Source organism: Streptomyces sp. YIM 98790, from assembly GCF_011421595.1.
In the GTDB taxonomy this organism is placed as follows: Bacteria; Actinomycetota; Actinomycetes; order Streptomycetales; family Streptomycetaceae; genus Streptomyces.
This window is the reverse complement of the sequence record NZ_WTLH01000173.1, coordinates 1-12,249: the sequence shown is the minus strand read 5'-3', so window position 1 is coordinate 12,249 and position 12,249 is coordinate 1. Positions and strand designations below refer to the sequence as shown.

The window sequence follows — 12,249 nt, the reverse complement described above, 5'->3', positions numbered from 1 at the left end:
GGGCCCGGCGGCGCGGCGCGCGCGGGCGCCGACCCGCTGCACCCGCTCGGTGCCGCGCAGCAGCACGCCGCCGTCCAGCCGGACCAGCCGCAGCGGTTCCGGCAGCCGGCCCAGTTCCGGCATGCCCGGCACGGGCAGCCAGCTGCCGCGGTCCAGCCGGAATCCGTCCACCCGGTCGGTGGCCATCCGGCCGCCGATCCGGTCGGCGGCCTCCAGTACGGTGACGCCGAGCCCGGCGTCGGCCAGATGGCGGGCGGCGGCCAGGCCGGCCGTGCCCGCTCCGACGACGACCACATCGGCCGTCCCGCCGCCGGCTGCCGCGGAGCCGGCGGCCACGGGTATGCCGCGGCGCGGCGAGCGATTGCTGACGTCAGGGGTTTCGGTTGCCACATGCCCTCCCCGGTGGGTGGTTAGGCGCATTCAGGCGGCGGACTGGTGCCTCCGCCCGGGAATGTCGGCAGGGGTCCTTGGCAGTCCTGGGTCCAGGGGTGCGGGTCCGGAACGGGGAACGAACGGGGAACGAACGAGGGGCCAGGGGAAGCGGAGCCGGGGGAGCCGCCGCGAGCCGCGGGGCGGCGGCGGGGGCGCGGCGGACCGGGAGGTGTCCCGGTGGCGGTGCCGCGCGGCTCCCCTGGCTTGATGCCCGTTGGCGGCGCGGGAAACCCTCCCGGCCGGGGCCGGGCCGCGGCACTCCGCGCGTGCGGCACGGCCACGGCACAGACCGGTGCTGTCCGTCATGTCGGGTGTGTCGTCCGACGGCCATGCTGCCAGCCGCGGCCGGAGAACGCGAGACGCCCGGCCCCGCCGGAACGCCGGACATGGCCGTGTGAACCGCCGCGGGAACCACTGTGTGAACCGCGGCCTGAACGCGGGCGGCGTGATGCTCCGCCGCGTGCCCCGCCCAGCAGGATCCGGGATCAACCGCCGCGGGCCGGCCGCCCCTTGCCCGAGCCGCGGGCCCGGACGGCGGCCCGCACCGCCTCCTCGATGCCCGGGTGGGCGAAGACGAAGCCGGCCTCCAGCAGCCGCCGGGGAACGACCCGCTGACTGCCCACCACATCCCCCGCGAACTCGCCGAGTACGGCCCGCAGCAGCGCCGCGGGCACGGGGAAGAGGGCCGGGCGGCGCAGCACCCGGCTCATGGCGGCGGTGACCTCCCGGTTGGTCACCGGCTCCGGCGCGGTGAGGTTCACCGGGCCGGAGAGCGCGTTCTGCCGGTCCGCCAGCAGAAAGCGGATCGCCGCGATCTCGTCCTCCAGCGAGATGAAGCTCCAGAACTGCCGCCCGCTGCCGAGCCGTCCGCCGATCCCGGCCCGGAAGACGGGGAACAGCGGTCCCCAGGCACCGCCGTGCCCGGCCACCACCAGGCCGGTGCGCAGGAAGACCGTCCGGACCCCGGCCCGCCGGGCGGGCTCGGCCGCCGCCTCCCAGTCGCGCGCCAGCCCGGGCAGGAAGCCCTCGCCGGGCGGGGAGTCCTCGTCCAGCCTCCGGTCGCCCTGGTATCCGTACCAGCCGATGGCGCTGCCGCACAGGAAGCTGCGCGGCGGCTCGGGCATGGCGGCCATCGCCTCGGCCAGCGCGGCGGTGCCGTGCACCCTGCTGTCCCGCAGGACGCGCTTGTAGCGTGCGGTCCAGCGGCGCTTGGCCACCCCGGCGCCGGCCAGGTGCACCACGGCGTCGCAGCCGTCCAGCGCGGCGGCGGTCACCTCCCGGTCCCGGCCGGACGGGTCCCAGCGGGCCTCGTCCGGGGCCTGCGGTTCCCCGCGCACCAGACGGCGCACCTCCACGGTGCCGCCGGGGCCCGGATCGGCGCGCAGCGAGGCGACCAGCGCCCCGCCGATCAGCCCGGAGGAGCCGGTGACGGCGATCCGGCGCGGCAGCGGCGCCCCCGCCCCGGGCGGCGGCTGCACCGCCGGCTCGCTCGCGGACGGCTCGCCGGGAGACGGCTCGTGCGGAGACGGCTCGGGGGAGGGCTGCGAGGTCATCGGAGTTCTCCTGAGGGGCGGTCGGCGACGAAGCAGGACACCAGCGGGCAACCGCTGGAACCCCCCGCCGTCAGGCGGGGGAGGAAGCCAAGCGCCGACTCTACGGGCAGCGCGAGCGCGGCGGGAGGACAGCCCGCCGCGCTCCGCACGGGTGTCCCGTGGTCCCGGCGGGGCCCCGCGGGCGGTGGAACCGGCCGCCCGCGGGGGCGGGCGGTCAGGCCGTGCGGGGCAGGCCCGCGCGGAAGCGGGCCCACAGCCGCGGATAGCTCCCGGCCAGTTGTTCCTCGTCCTCGAAGTCCAGGGGCTCGCCGACCGGTTCCGGCGGCGGCTCGGCCAGCCCCAGGTCCGGCAGCTCGCCCCCGGTCAGCTGCTCGTACGCGTCATAGGCGGCGAAGCCGACCTCCTCCGCCTCGCCGTCCCGCTCCGGGTCGAACTCGGGCCCGAGCAGCCCGGCCAGGCTGTCCGGATCGTGCAGCGTGCCTTCGAAGACATGCCGCCCCTGGGCGATCAGCCAGCAGCGGAAGTTCTCGAAGCAGTCGTCGCTCGCCCCGTCCAGCAGCACCCAGGCGGCGCCCCACAGGTCCCAGCGGTAGGCGCGCTGGAAGCGCGACTCGAAGTGACGGGCGAAATCCGTGACGGTCTCCGGGTCGAGTTCGGTCAGCCGCTCGACCAGCAGATCGGCGTGCGTGTCCGGGTCGCCTTCCGCACCCTCCCGGGTGCTGTCGACCAGATCCCAGAACTCGGTTTCGTCCATCACGCACTCCAGCATCCGTGGTCCCGGGGAACCGCGCACGTCAGGCGGGCGCGGCGGCTGCCCGACCGGGTGACCGCCGGGCGGGCGGTCCGGGCCGTGCGCTGCCGCCGTCCGGCTGTTCCCGCGCAATACCTGACAGAGGATGTCGGCTTTCCCGGTCAGGGTCGTGGCGTACGGACGCGCGGACGCATCCCGCGGCCCGCGCATCCCCGCGTACCACGAAGGGACAGCAGCACATGAACCAGCCGGAACAGCCGCAGCAGCCCGGACCGCTGGCGGGACGCGTCGCCCTGGTCGCCGGGGCCACCCGGGGCGCCGGACGGGCGATGGCCGTGGAGCTGGGCCGGGGCGGAGCCACCGTCTACGTCACCGGCCGCACCACCCGGGACCGGGTCAGCGAGGTGGGCCGCCCCACCGAGACCATCGAGCAGACCGCCGAACTGGTCGACGCGGCCGGCGGGCGCGGCATCGCCGTCCCCACCGACCATCTCGAACCCGAGCAGGTGCGGGCCCTCACCGAGCGCATCGACCGGGAACAGGGTCGGCTGGACATCCTGGTCAACGACATCTGGGGCGGCGACCACCTGCTGGGTGAGACCTTCACCGTCAAGCTGTGGGACGTCGGCCTGGAGACCGGGCTGCGCATGCTCCGGCTCGGCGTGGAGACCCACCTGGTCACCAGCCACTTCGCCCTGCCGCTGCTGATCCGCAACCCGGGCGGCCTGGTGATCGAGGTCACCGACGGCACCGCCGAGTACAACGGGGCCAACTACCGCGACCAGATGTACTACGACCTGGCCAAGAACGCGCCCCTGCGGATGGCTTTCGGCCTCGCCCGCGAGCTGCGCGAGTACGGCGCCACCGCGGTCTGCGTCACGCCCGGCTTCCTGCGCTCCGAGCAGATGCTGGACCACTTCGGGGTCAGCGAGGAGAACTGGCGGGACGCCATCGCCAAGGAGCCGCACTTCGGCATCTCGGAGACCCCGCTGCTGCTGGGCCGGGGCGTGGCCGCGCTGGCCGCCGACCCGGAGCGGGACCGCTGGAACGGCCGCTCGCTCTCCAGCTACGACCTGGGCCGCGAGTACGGTGTCACGGACGCGGACGGCTCCCTGCCGGACTCCTGGCGCTACATCACCGAGGTCGCCGTCGAGGGCAAACCGGGGACCGCCGAGGACTACCGCTGACGTCCGGGCCGTGCCGGGGCGGCCGCCCGGTGGGGCGGGAGCGCGGGCGGCCGGGCCGGCGGGGGCTAGCGGGAGCCGCGCCGGGCGCCGGCCGGCGCCCGGCTGTAGAGGGCGTGCAGCCGGGCGATGTCCTCGGCGAACCGTCTGCGCAGTTCGGCCGGGGCCAGCACCTCTGCCTCCGGGCCCAGCCCGCGCAGCTGGTGCCGGGCCACCTCCAGATTCTCCACGGCCAGTACCACGGTGATCCGGCCCTGGCCGTCCGGGGGACCGGCGGCGGCCAGGGCCTCCGCGGCGGCCGACCGGTCGGTGATCCGGCCCAGCGCCCGGGCGCCGTCCGGGGTGAGGCGCAGCGTGACCTTCTCGCGCAGGATGGAGCGGGCGAATTCGGCGGCCCGCTCGGCCCAGAAGCCGGGCAGGTCGAACTTCTCCTCCCGCACGAAGTGCGGCCCGGCGCCCGGCCCGCCCGGCCCGCCGGGGGCGGAGCTCCCCGGGGATGCGGGGGGCGCCTCCTCGCAGTCCCGGATGCGGTCGACCCGGTACACGCGGTAGACCGCGTCCGGCGGACCGCCCGGACCGCCCGGACCGCCGGGACCGCCCGGACCGGCGGGACCGCCCGGACCGCCGGGCGGGTTCTCGGCGACCGGGCGGGCCACCAGGTACCAGGTGCCCCCCTTGAGCACCAGCCCGTACGGCTCCAGCATCCGCACCACCTCCCCGCCGCCGGTGGTTCCGCCGCTGCCGCCGCCGCGCCGGTAGCGGATCCGGATCCGGCGGTCGTCCCAGACCGCCTCGGCCACCGCGGGCAGCAGCGGTGGCGTGTCCGGCGGCTGCCACCAGCCCGGCGCGTCCAGATGGAACCGCTGCGCGGCACTGCGCGGGGCGTCCGCCAGCCGCGGCCCGAGCGCGGCGGACACCTTGAGCCGGGCGGCGGATGCCGCGTCCTCCAGCCCCATGGCATGCAGCGCCGAGGGAACGCCGGACAGGAACAGCGCCTCCGCCTCGCTGCGGTCCAGGCCGGTCAGCCGGGTGCGGTAGCCGCCCACCAGCCGGTAGCCGCCGGCCCGGCCGCGGTCGGCGTAGACCGGAATGCCGGCCTCGGACAGCGCCAGCGCGTCCCGTGCCACGGTGCGCTCGGAGACCTCCAGCTCGGCGGCCAGTTCGGCGGCCGTCATGCGTCCCCGGTTCTGCAACAGCAGCACCATCTGAATCAACCGTGCAGCCCGCATACCGCCATCCTTCCCCTCCCTCTCCCTTCCCCGCGATGCCCCGGGCCCGTCCTGCCCGGGGCGGGGACCGGATCATCCGGCGGCCGGCTGCTCCTCGCGCACCCGGCCGGGCCGGCGTCCGGACCGCGGCTCCCGCTGCGGGGCGGGCGCTGCGGCTGCCGCCGGGGGCGGACCGGCCGGGTCCGGCACGCCCTGGGCGGCGATCACCACGCCCGCGGCGAGCAGGACGAGATTCTTCAGCACGTACTGTCCCGGCAGTGTGGGGAAGGGGCCGGCGTCGGACCACATCTCACCGGCGAGCACGGCCAGGGCCAGGAACGTGCCGCTCATGTGCACGAAGAACACGGTGAGGGTCAGGCGCGGCAGCAGCCCGGTGACCAGGCCGGTCCCGATCAGCACCTCCAGCACGCCGAGCAGCGGCAGCGAGACGGCCGCCGGCACCAGGCCGAAGGTGATGGCCTCCATGGTCCGGCCGGCCATCTCCTCCGCCGGACTGGCCGCGGGGATGAGCTTCATGCCGCCGAAGTACAGGAAGAGAAGGCCCATGAGCATCCGGAGTGCGGCGACGGAGTGCCGCCGGCAGAGCGCGGCGAGCCGGCCGGCGCGGGGCGGGGCGACGGGCGGTGACGGGGAACGGGGCAGCGGCTCCATGCGTGTCCCTTTCGACTGAGACGGACAGGTGTGGGAGCGCTCCCAGACCCACTCTGAAACCGTATGGTCATATCCCGTACATGACAAGATGCACACTGTTCGGAAGCCGCGCAGTTTCGCCCAGCCTCGGACCTCCCCGAACACCCCCGCCGCCTCCGCCCCGTCTCCCCGTCCTTGGGCAATCGCACCGCACGGGAGAGGGAGGGGAACGGGGCAGAGGCTCCGCCGCCGCCCGCCGTTACAGCGCCTCCAGCACCGTGGCGTTGGCCAGGCCGCCCGCCTCGCACATGGTCTGCAGGCCGTAGCGGGCGCCGCGCTGCTCCATTGCATTGACCAGGGTGGTCATCAGCCGGGCGCCGCTGGCGCCGAGCGGGTGGCCCAGGGCCAGCGCGCCTCCGTTGACGTTGACCTTCGCCGGGTCGGCGCCGGTCTCCGCCAGCCAGGCCAGCACCACGCTGGCGAACGCCTCGTTCACCTCGAACAGATCGATGTCGGACAGCCGGAGCCCGGCCCGCCGCAGCACCTTCCCGGTGGCCGGGATGACGCCGGTGAGCATCAGCAGCGGATCGGAGCCCGCGACCGCGAAGCTGTGCAGCCGGGCGCGCGGGCGCAGGCCGAGCCGGGCCGCCGTCTCGGCGGAGGCGATGAGCACCGCGGCGGCACCGTCGTTGACAGGGCTGGAGTTGCCGGCCGTGACCGCCCATTCGGTGAGGCCGAACCGCTCGCCCAGGTCCGGGTCGCGGAAGGCCGGCTGCAGCCCCGCCAGCACCTCCGGCGTCGTCCCCGGCCGTATCGATTCGTCGGTGGTGACGGTCCGCTCGCCGGTGCGCACCGGCACCACCTCGTCCAGGAACCGCCCCTCCTCCGTGGCCAGGGCGGCCCGGCGGTGCGACTCGGTGGCGAACTCGTCCAGCGCCCGTCGGTCCAGTCCCCACTTCTGCGCGATCAGTTCGGCGCTGACGCCCTGCGGCACCAGCCCGTCGGGGTAGCGGGCGGCGACCGCGGGGCCGTGCGGATCGGTGCCGGGCGGCACGTTCGACCACATGGGCACCCGGCTCATCGACTCCACGCCGCAGGCGACCACCAGGTCATAGGCCCCGGCGATCACGCCCTGGGCGGCGAAGTGCACGGCCTGCTGGCTGCTGCCGCACTGCCGGTCCACGGTGGTGGCGGGCACGGACTCGGGCAGCCCGGCGGCCAGCACGGCCCACCGGGTGGTGTTCTGAGCCTGCTCCCCGACCTGGTCCACGCACCCGCCGATCACATCGTCGATCAGTGCCGGGTCGACCCCGCTGCGCCCGGTCACCTCCCGGATGACCCCGGCCAGCAGGTCGACGGGGTGGACGGCATGCAGCGCGCCCGACGGCTTCCCCCTGCCGATCGGCGTCCGCACCGCGTCAACGATCACTGCGTCTCGCATGGCTCTGCCTCCTCGTCCACTGAGTTGGAAAATCCAACCTTCTGGGACCATACTCATGAGCAGCAGAGTTGGACATCACAACGAACGCGGATGAGACCATGACCACATCAGTCACCCCGGCCGCCCCGGCCGCCGGCGCCGCCCCGGCCGACCTCGACCCGTCCTGGCGCTCCTGGGACGGCCTGCACGGCGGCTATCTCGTCGCCCGCCTGGCCGCCCGCGCCCGTGAGGCCCTGCCGCGGCCGCTGCCGCTGCGCGCCCTGCACGCCAACCTGCTCGGCGCGGTCCGCGAGCCGCGGGCGGAGATCGGGGTGGAGCTGCTCCGCACCGGCCGCAGCGTCACCACCGCCCGCGCCGACCTGACCACCGGCGGCCGGACGGCCGTCACCGCCACCGCCACCTTCGGGCCCGGGGGACCGGGGCGGCCCTGGCCCGGCCGGCCGCTGCCCGGCGTGCCGGACGCCGACTCCCGGCCCGCCTTCCGCGGGGCCGTCGTCGACTTCGCCGACCACATCGACATCCGTCCCGCCGACGACCGCCTCCCGCTCTCCGGCGGCGAGGAACCCGAACTCACCGCCTGGATGCGCCTGCGCACCCCGCCGGCCGACGCCACCGAGGCGGCCCTGATCCTGCTGGACGCCCCGCCCCCGGCCCTGTACGGCATCCTCCGCGAGCCCCTCGCCATCCCGACCGTGGAGTTCGCCGCCCACCTGACCGACGCGGTGGCCGACGCCGCCCCGGGAGCCTGGATGCTCACCCGCATCCGCACGGAGCACGCCGCGGCGGGCTGGTGCGTGGACAACTGCACCCTGTGGACTGCCGACGGCACCCTGCTCGCCACCGGCCGGCAGACCCGCCGCCTCCTCCTTCCCTGAAGCCGGATTCCGTACCGCACACCCGCACACACCCGCACGCCGCACGCCGCACGCCGAGGAAGAGACCATGCCTGCCAACCCCCGCGAATGCTCCATCGCCAACGCCATGGCCGTCGTCGGAGAACGCTGGAGCCTGCTGGCCCTGCGCGAGATCTTCTTCGGCGTGCGGCGGTTCGACCAGATCGTGCGCAACACCGGCGCCAGCCGCGACATCCTCGCCGCCCGGCTCCGCAAGCTGGTCGACGCCGGCGTCCTGCAGCGCCGCCAGTACGAACAGCACCCGCCGCGCCACGAGTACGTCCTCACCGAGGCCGGCCGCGCCCTCCACACGGTCCTGGTCACCCTCATGGACTGGGGCGACCGCTATGTCACCGAGGGCGAGCCGCCCACGGTCTTCCGGCACTCCTGCGGCGAGGTCTTCCGGCCGCAGACCGTCTGCGCCCACTGCGGCGAGCCCTCCCGGCCCCGCGACCTGACACCGCTCCGCCTCAGCAGCGCCCGGCCCTGAGCGCGGGCCGGGACGGCCGGGCGGCCGGCGTCCCGGCCTGGCGGCACCCGGACCGTCCGGCCGGCACGGTGCGTGAGCGCGGCGCCGCCCCGTGGTGAACGTCAGCGTGCGCGGTGGGGGACCGGCAGCGCGCCGTCTCCGTCTCCGTCTCCGCCCTGCCGCACCTGGACCGCACCCCTGTGACCGCTGCCCGCCTGGTCCGCCCCGGCGATCAGCCGACGGTAGACCTCGAACGCGGGCTTCGGTGTGTAATCGTCCCGCACGATGCCGAACTGGTCGAAGAGGTCCCGGCCGGCGCTCCTGGCATCCCTCAGCGCGAACAGCGTGTACCCCACGACGTCGAGGTCGCCGCGGCGGTCCCACAGCGTGCGGATCACCCGCTCCAGCACCTCCGCCTGGCGCTCCGGGGAACGGCCGGGTCCGGTGGGCCAGCCGTGCTCGGCCACCACGACCGGGACGCCGGCGGGCAGCCCGGCCGCGGGCAGCTCCCGCCGCAGCCAGCGCACCGACTCCACCACCGCGTCGGACAGGTCACCCGGCTGCCCGTCGGGGGCGACCGGGTGGTCCCAGACATCCGGGAAGCAGTCCAGACCGACATAGTCGACCGCCTCGGACCACCGCCGGCCGCCGCCCAGCCGCCCGAGCACGCCGAAGAACGGATCGCCATCCTCGGTGGTGGCCACGTTGAACCCCACCCGCAGGCGGGCGAGCCCGCGGCGCCGTGCCTCGTCCTTGGCCGCGAGCACGCCCGCGACGAGCGCCTCGTGCACCTGCGGGAAGTCGCCGTCCAGGCCGTGGCCACCGGCCACGTTGGCCTCCTCGGTGACCTGGAGCAGGTCGGTCCGGGGCCCGTAGCGTGCCACCAGGTGCCGGACGAAGGCCGCGTAGCCGCTGGTGTTGCCGCTGTGGGCCTGGAACTGCGCCACCAGGTCCAGACGCCGCCCCTTGCCCAGGTACCGCTCGACGTCGCAGGGCGTGAGGTGGTCGCCGGTGAGGTCGCAGGCCGCGTCGTGGTACTCCGCATAGGCGCGGACGCGGAACGGCCGTCCGGGGGCCCCTTGCAGCCTGGCCAGGGCGTCCTCGATGCGGGCGGGGTCGTCCGGGGTCACGGGATCGGTCGCCGAAGCACCCGATGGGTAAATCCCGAACACCAGCGGCGGGGACGAACGCGAGATCGACATGGCGGCCTTCCGGTCATGGGGCACGGCGCGCACCGCGCTGCGCGCCGCTCACGGTCGCGAGCAGCATGACTGGTACCAAAAGCCTGTCAAGTCAGGGGAGCATTCGGCGGCTTCGGCGGCTTCGGCGGGTCCGGGCCGTTCTGGGAGAGCGTGCCGTTCCGCAGGTGGCCGATCTGCCGGCCGCCGGTGAAGGACCAGGGGACGGTCCAGCCGTCGACCGGCTCGGCGGAGGCGGCGGAGCCCAGGGCTTGGGAGCGCTCCCACGGCGGGCGGCGATGCCAGCGCTGCAGGATCGTCACGGGAAGGCCACAGCCCCCGGGGCTGCCCCGGGCGGGCGGTAACCTGCGTTCGGCCCACACCTACGAGTCCCTCGGGGGGATTTCCACATGCCCGCAACGATTCGCCGGACTGTCGTCACGCTCGCGGCCGCGGCCGGGGCCGCGCTCGCGACGGTGTCCTGCTCCTCCGGCCCCTCCCACGTCAGCGGCACGGTGGTGGACAAGGAGATCGACCGGTGCGAGAAGGAGATCTCCAGCCAGAAGGCGCCGGCCCGGTCCTCCGGGGGCGGCGGCTCCTCCTCGGGCGGCTCCTCGGGCGGGTCGAGCAGTTCGGGCGGGTCGTCGGGCAGCGGCGGGGACGTCTCCAAGGACGGCACCACCGGCGGCGGGGGCTCGGTCGGCAAGCCGGACGACGATGACGCGGGCGGCAGCTCCGCCGGCGGCTCCACCGGCTCGACCGGCTCCACCGGTTCGGGCACGAACTGCGACGGGCCGGAGTACGAGCTGACCGTGCTGACCGACGAGCAGAAAGAGGTCGAGGTCGACGTCAGGAAGGCGGTCTACGACGCCTGCGCGGTGGACGCCCGCTACCCGGACTGCGGGAAGCAGAAGTGACGGCGGAGCCCCGGCCGCGCGAGGTGCGCGGCCGGGGCTCCACACCGGCTCCGGGCCGGCTCCGGAGGGGGAGCGCGGCGGTCAGAGACCGAGTTCGCCCTCGAACTCGCCGGACTCCAGACGCGCCTTGACGTCCGTCAGGTAGCGGGCGGCGTCGGCGCCGTCCACCAGCTGGTGGTCGTAGGAGAGCGTCAGGTAGACCATGTCCCGGATGGCGATGGTCTCGCCCAGCTCCGGGTGGTCCACGACCACCGGGCGGCGCACGGTGGCGCCGATGCCCAGCTCCGCGACCTGCGGGTAGTTCACGATGATGGTGTCGAACAGTGCACCGCGCGAACCGGTGTTGCTGATCGTGAACGTGCCGCCGGACATGTCGTCCGGGGTCAGGCCGCCCTTGCGGACCTTGCCGGCCAGTTCGGCGGTCTTCTTGGCGATGCCCGCCAGACTCAGGTCGCCCGCGCCCTTGATGACCGGGACCATCAGGCCCTTCTCCGAGTCCACCGCGATGCCGACGTTCTCCACGTCGTGGTAGGTCACGGTGCCGTCGTCGTTGATCCGGGCGTTGACCGACGGGTGCGCCTTGAGCGCCTCGGCCGCCGCCTTGACGAAGAACGGCATGGGGGAGAGCTTGACGCCTTCCCGGGCCAGGAAGCTCTCCTTGGCCCGGGCCCGGAGCTTCATGATCCTGGTGACATCGACTTCGACCACGGTGGAGAGCTGCGCCTGGCTGTGCAGCGCCTTCATCATGTTCTCGGCGATGACCTTGCGGATGCGGGACATCTTGACCGTCTTGCCGCGCAGCTCCGCCGCGGCGGCCGGCACCGCGGCCGGGGCGGCCGACGGTGCGGCGGCGGCCGGGGCCTGCGCCTCGGTGGCCCTGGCGGCCTTGGCCGCCTCGGCGGCGGCCAGCACGTCCTGCTTGCGAATCCGTCCGCCGACGCCGCTGCCCTTGACCTGCGAGAGGTCGACGCCGTTCTCGCTGGCGAGCTTGCGCACCAGCGGGGTGACGTAGACGCCCTCGGGCACCGGAGCGGGCTTCGGGGCCGGGGCGGCGGGAGCCGCCGGGGCCGGAGCGGGCTCGGGAGCCGGTGCAGGGGCAGGGGCAGGTGCCGGTGCGGGGGCCGGGGTCTCGGCGGCCGGGGCGGGCTCCGGTGCCGGGGCGGCCGGCTGCGGTGCGGGAGCCGGTGCCGGTGCCGGGGCCTCGGGGGCCGGGGCCTGTGCCGGGGCGGCGCCCTTGGCGCCGATGACCGCGAGCCTGGCGCCGACCTCCGCGGTCTCGTCCTCGCCGACCACGATCTCCAGCAGGGTGCCGGCGGCGGGGGCCGGGATCTCGGTGTCGACCTTGTCGGTGGAGACCTCCAGCAGCGGCTCGTCCGCCTCCACCTCCTCGCCGACCTGCTTCAGCCAGCGGGTGACGGTGCCCTCGGTGACCGACTCGCCCAGCGCGGGCAGGACCACGTCCGTGCCCTGCGCACCCCCCGCCGGGGCGGACGCCGCGGGCTCGGGAGCCGGTGCCGGAGCGGGGGCCTCCGCGGCCGGAGCCGGGGCGGGCTCCGGGGCGGCGGCGGGCTG

General features: G+C 75.2%; 13 protein-coding genes. 4 read left to right on the top strand and 9 right to left on the bottom strand.

Features of this window, described 5'->3' with window-relative positions; all coding sequences use genetic code 11:
• The 3 genes from GQS09_RS29850 to GQS09_RS22615 all read right to left on the bottom strand — a co-directional run.
• Window positions 1–390: FAD-dependent oxidoreductase (locus tag GQS09_RS29850; RefSeq protein ID WP_399552581.1), on the bottom strand; the 390-nt coding region annotated here is incomplete at its 3' end.
• Window positions 391–917: 527 nt separating this feature from the next.
• Window positions 918–1,985, bottom strand: coding sequence for a TIGR01777 family oxidoreductase (locus tag GQS09_RS22620; protein ID WP_165989146.1), 1,068 nt, complete (start codon window positions 1,983–1,985; stop codon window positions 918–920).
• A gap of 214 nt (window positions 1,986–2,199) precedes the next feature.
• Window positions 2,200–2,739: a DUF4240 domain-containing protein gene (locus tag GQS09_RS22615; protein ID WP_165989149.1), complete on the bottom strand. Its 540-nt coding sequence runs from the start codon at window positions 2,737–2,739 to the stop codon at window positions 2,200–2,202.
• Between the two features lie 236 nt (window positions 2,740–2,975).
• Between GQS09_RS22615 and GQS09_RS22610 the strand changes: the two genes are divergently transcribed.
• Complete coding sequence (locus GQS09_RS22610; RefSeq protein ID WP_165989145.1) at window positions 2,976–3,923, top strand: SDR family oxidoreductase; 948 nt, start codon at window positions 2,976–2,978, stop codon at window positions 3,921–3,923.
• Window positions 3,924–3,988: 65 nt separating this feature from the next.
• Here GQS09_RS22610 and GQS09_RS22605 read toward each other — a convergent pair whose 3' ends face one another.
• From GQS09_RS22605 to GQS09_RS22595, 3 genes are all read right to left on the bottom strand, one after another.
• Window positions 3,989–5,149 carry a YafY family protein gene (locus GQS09_RS22605; protein ID WP_165989143.1) on the bottom strand — a complete coding sequence of 387 codons (1,161 nt, stop codon included), beginning with the start codon at window positions 5,147–5,149 and terminating at the stop codon, window positions 3,989–3,991.
• A gap of 72 nt (window positions 5,150–5,221) precedes the next feature.
• The gene (locus GQS09_RS22600; protein ID WP_243761681.1) at window positions 5,222–5,800 is read right to left on the bottom strand and encodes a DoxX family protein; all 579 of its coding nucleotides are present in this window, start codon (window positions 5,798–5,800) and stop codon (window positions 5,222–5,224) included.
• A 238-nt stretch (window positions 5,801–6,038) separates the two neighbouring features.
• Window positions 6,039–7,220 (bottom strand): thiolase family protein, encoded by a 1,182-nt coding sequence (locus GQS09_RS22595; protein WP_165989141.1) that lies wholly within the window; start codon window positions 7,218–7,220, stop codon window positions 6,039–6,041.
• 98 nt (window positions 7,221–7,318) lie between these two features.
• Here GQS09_RS22595 and GQS09_RS22590 point away from each other — a divergent pair, with 98 nt between their 5' ends.
• Both GQS09_RS22590 and GQS09_RS22585 read left to right on the top strand, forming a co-directional pair.
• Window positions 7,319–8,095, top strand: coding sequence for a thioesterase family protein (locus GQS09_RS22590; RefSeq protein ID WP_165989139.1), 777 nt, complete (start codon window positions 7,319–7,321; stop codon window positions 8,093–8,095).
• A 67-nt stretch (window positions 8,096–8,162) separates the two neighbouring features.
• Window positions 8,163–8,603, top strand: coding sequence for a helix-turn-helix domain-containing protein (locus tag GQS09_RS22585; RefSeq protein WP_165989137.1), 441 nt, complete (start codon window positions 8,163–8,165; stop codon window positions 8,601–8,603).
• Between the two features lie 101 nt (window positions 8,604–8,704).
• Here the strand turns inward: GQS09_RS22585 and GQS09_RS22580 are convergent, their stop codons facing one another.
• Window positions 8,705–9,712, bottom strand: a complete 1,008-nt coding sequence (locus GQS09_RS22580) for a hypothetical protein (RefSeq protein ID WP_313896282.1) — start codon at window positions 9,710–9,712, stop codon at window positions 8,705–8,707.
• Between the two features lie 158 nt (window positions 9,713–9,870).
• Window positions 9,871–10,083 carry a hypothetical protein gene (locus GQS09_RS22575; RefSeq protein WP_165989135.1) on the bottom strand — a complete coding sequence of 71 codons (213 nt, stop codon included), beginning with the start codon at window positions 10,081–10,083 and terminating at the stop codon, window positions 9,871–9,873.
• An 87-nt stretch (window positions 10,084–10,170) separates the two neighbouring features.
• Between GQS09_RS22575 and GQS09_RS22570 the strand changes: the two genes are divergently transcribed.
• Window positions 10,171–10,677, top strand: coding sequence for a hypothetical protein (locus tag GQS09_RS22570; RefSeq protein ID WP_165989131.1), 507 nt, complete (start codon window positions 10,171–10,173; stop codon window positions 10,675–10,677).
• An 81-nt stretch (window positions 10,678–10,758) separates the two neighbouring features.
• Here the strand turns inward: GQS09_RS22570 and sucB are convergent.
• Window positions 10,759–12,249: 2-oxoglutarate dehydrogenase, E2 component, dihydrolipoamide succinyltransferase (gene sucB, locus GQS09_RS22565; RefSeq protein WP_165989133.1), on the bottom strand; the 1,491-nt coding region annotated here is incomplete at its 5' end.

What these genes read in the sequence shown, in the direction of transcription:
- GQS09_RS22620 (WP_165989146.1), bottom strand. Translation starts at nt 1,985, where the DNA reads ATGACCTCGCAGCCCTCCCCCGAGCCGTCTCCGCACGAGCCGTCTCCC.
- GQS09_RS22615 (WP_165989149.1), bottom strand. Translation starts at nt 2,739, where the DNA reads ATGGACGAAACCGAGTTCTGGGATCTGGTCGACAGCACCCGGGAGGGT.
- GQS09_RS22610 (WP_165989145.1), top strand. Translation starts at nt 2,976, where the DNA reads ATGAACCAGCCGGAACAGCCGCAGCAGCCCGGACCGCTGGCGGGACGC.
- GQS09_RS22605 (WP_165989143.1), bottom strand. Translation starts at nt 5,149, where the DNA reads ATGCGGGCTGCACGGTTGATTCAGATGGTGCTGCTGTTGCAGAACCGG.
- GQS09_RS22600 (WP_243761681.1), bottom strand. Translation starts at nt 5,800, where the DNA reads ATGGAGCCGCTGCCCCGTTCCCCGTCACCGCCCGTCGCCCCGCCCCGC.
- GQS09_RS22595 (WP_165989141.1), bottom strand. Translation starts at nt 7,220, where the DNA reads ATGCGAGACGCAGTGATCGTTGACGCGGTGCGGACGCCGATCGGCAGG.
- GQS09_RS22590 (WP_165989139.1), top strand. Translation starts at nt 7,319, where the DNA reads ATGACCACATCAGTCACCCCGGCCGCCCCGGCCGCCGGCGCCGCCCCG.
- GQS09_RS22585 (WP_165989137.1), top strand. Translation starts at nt 8,163, where the DNA reads ATGCCTGCCAACCCCCGCGAATGCTCCATCGCCAACGCCATGGCCGTC.
- GQS09_RS22570 (WP_165989131.1), top strand. Translation starts at nt 10,171, where the DNA reads ATGCCCGCAACGATTCGCCGGACTGTCGTCACGCTCGCGGCCGCGGCC.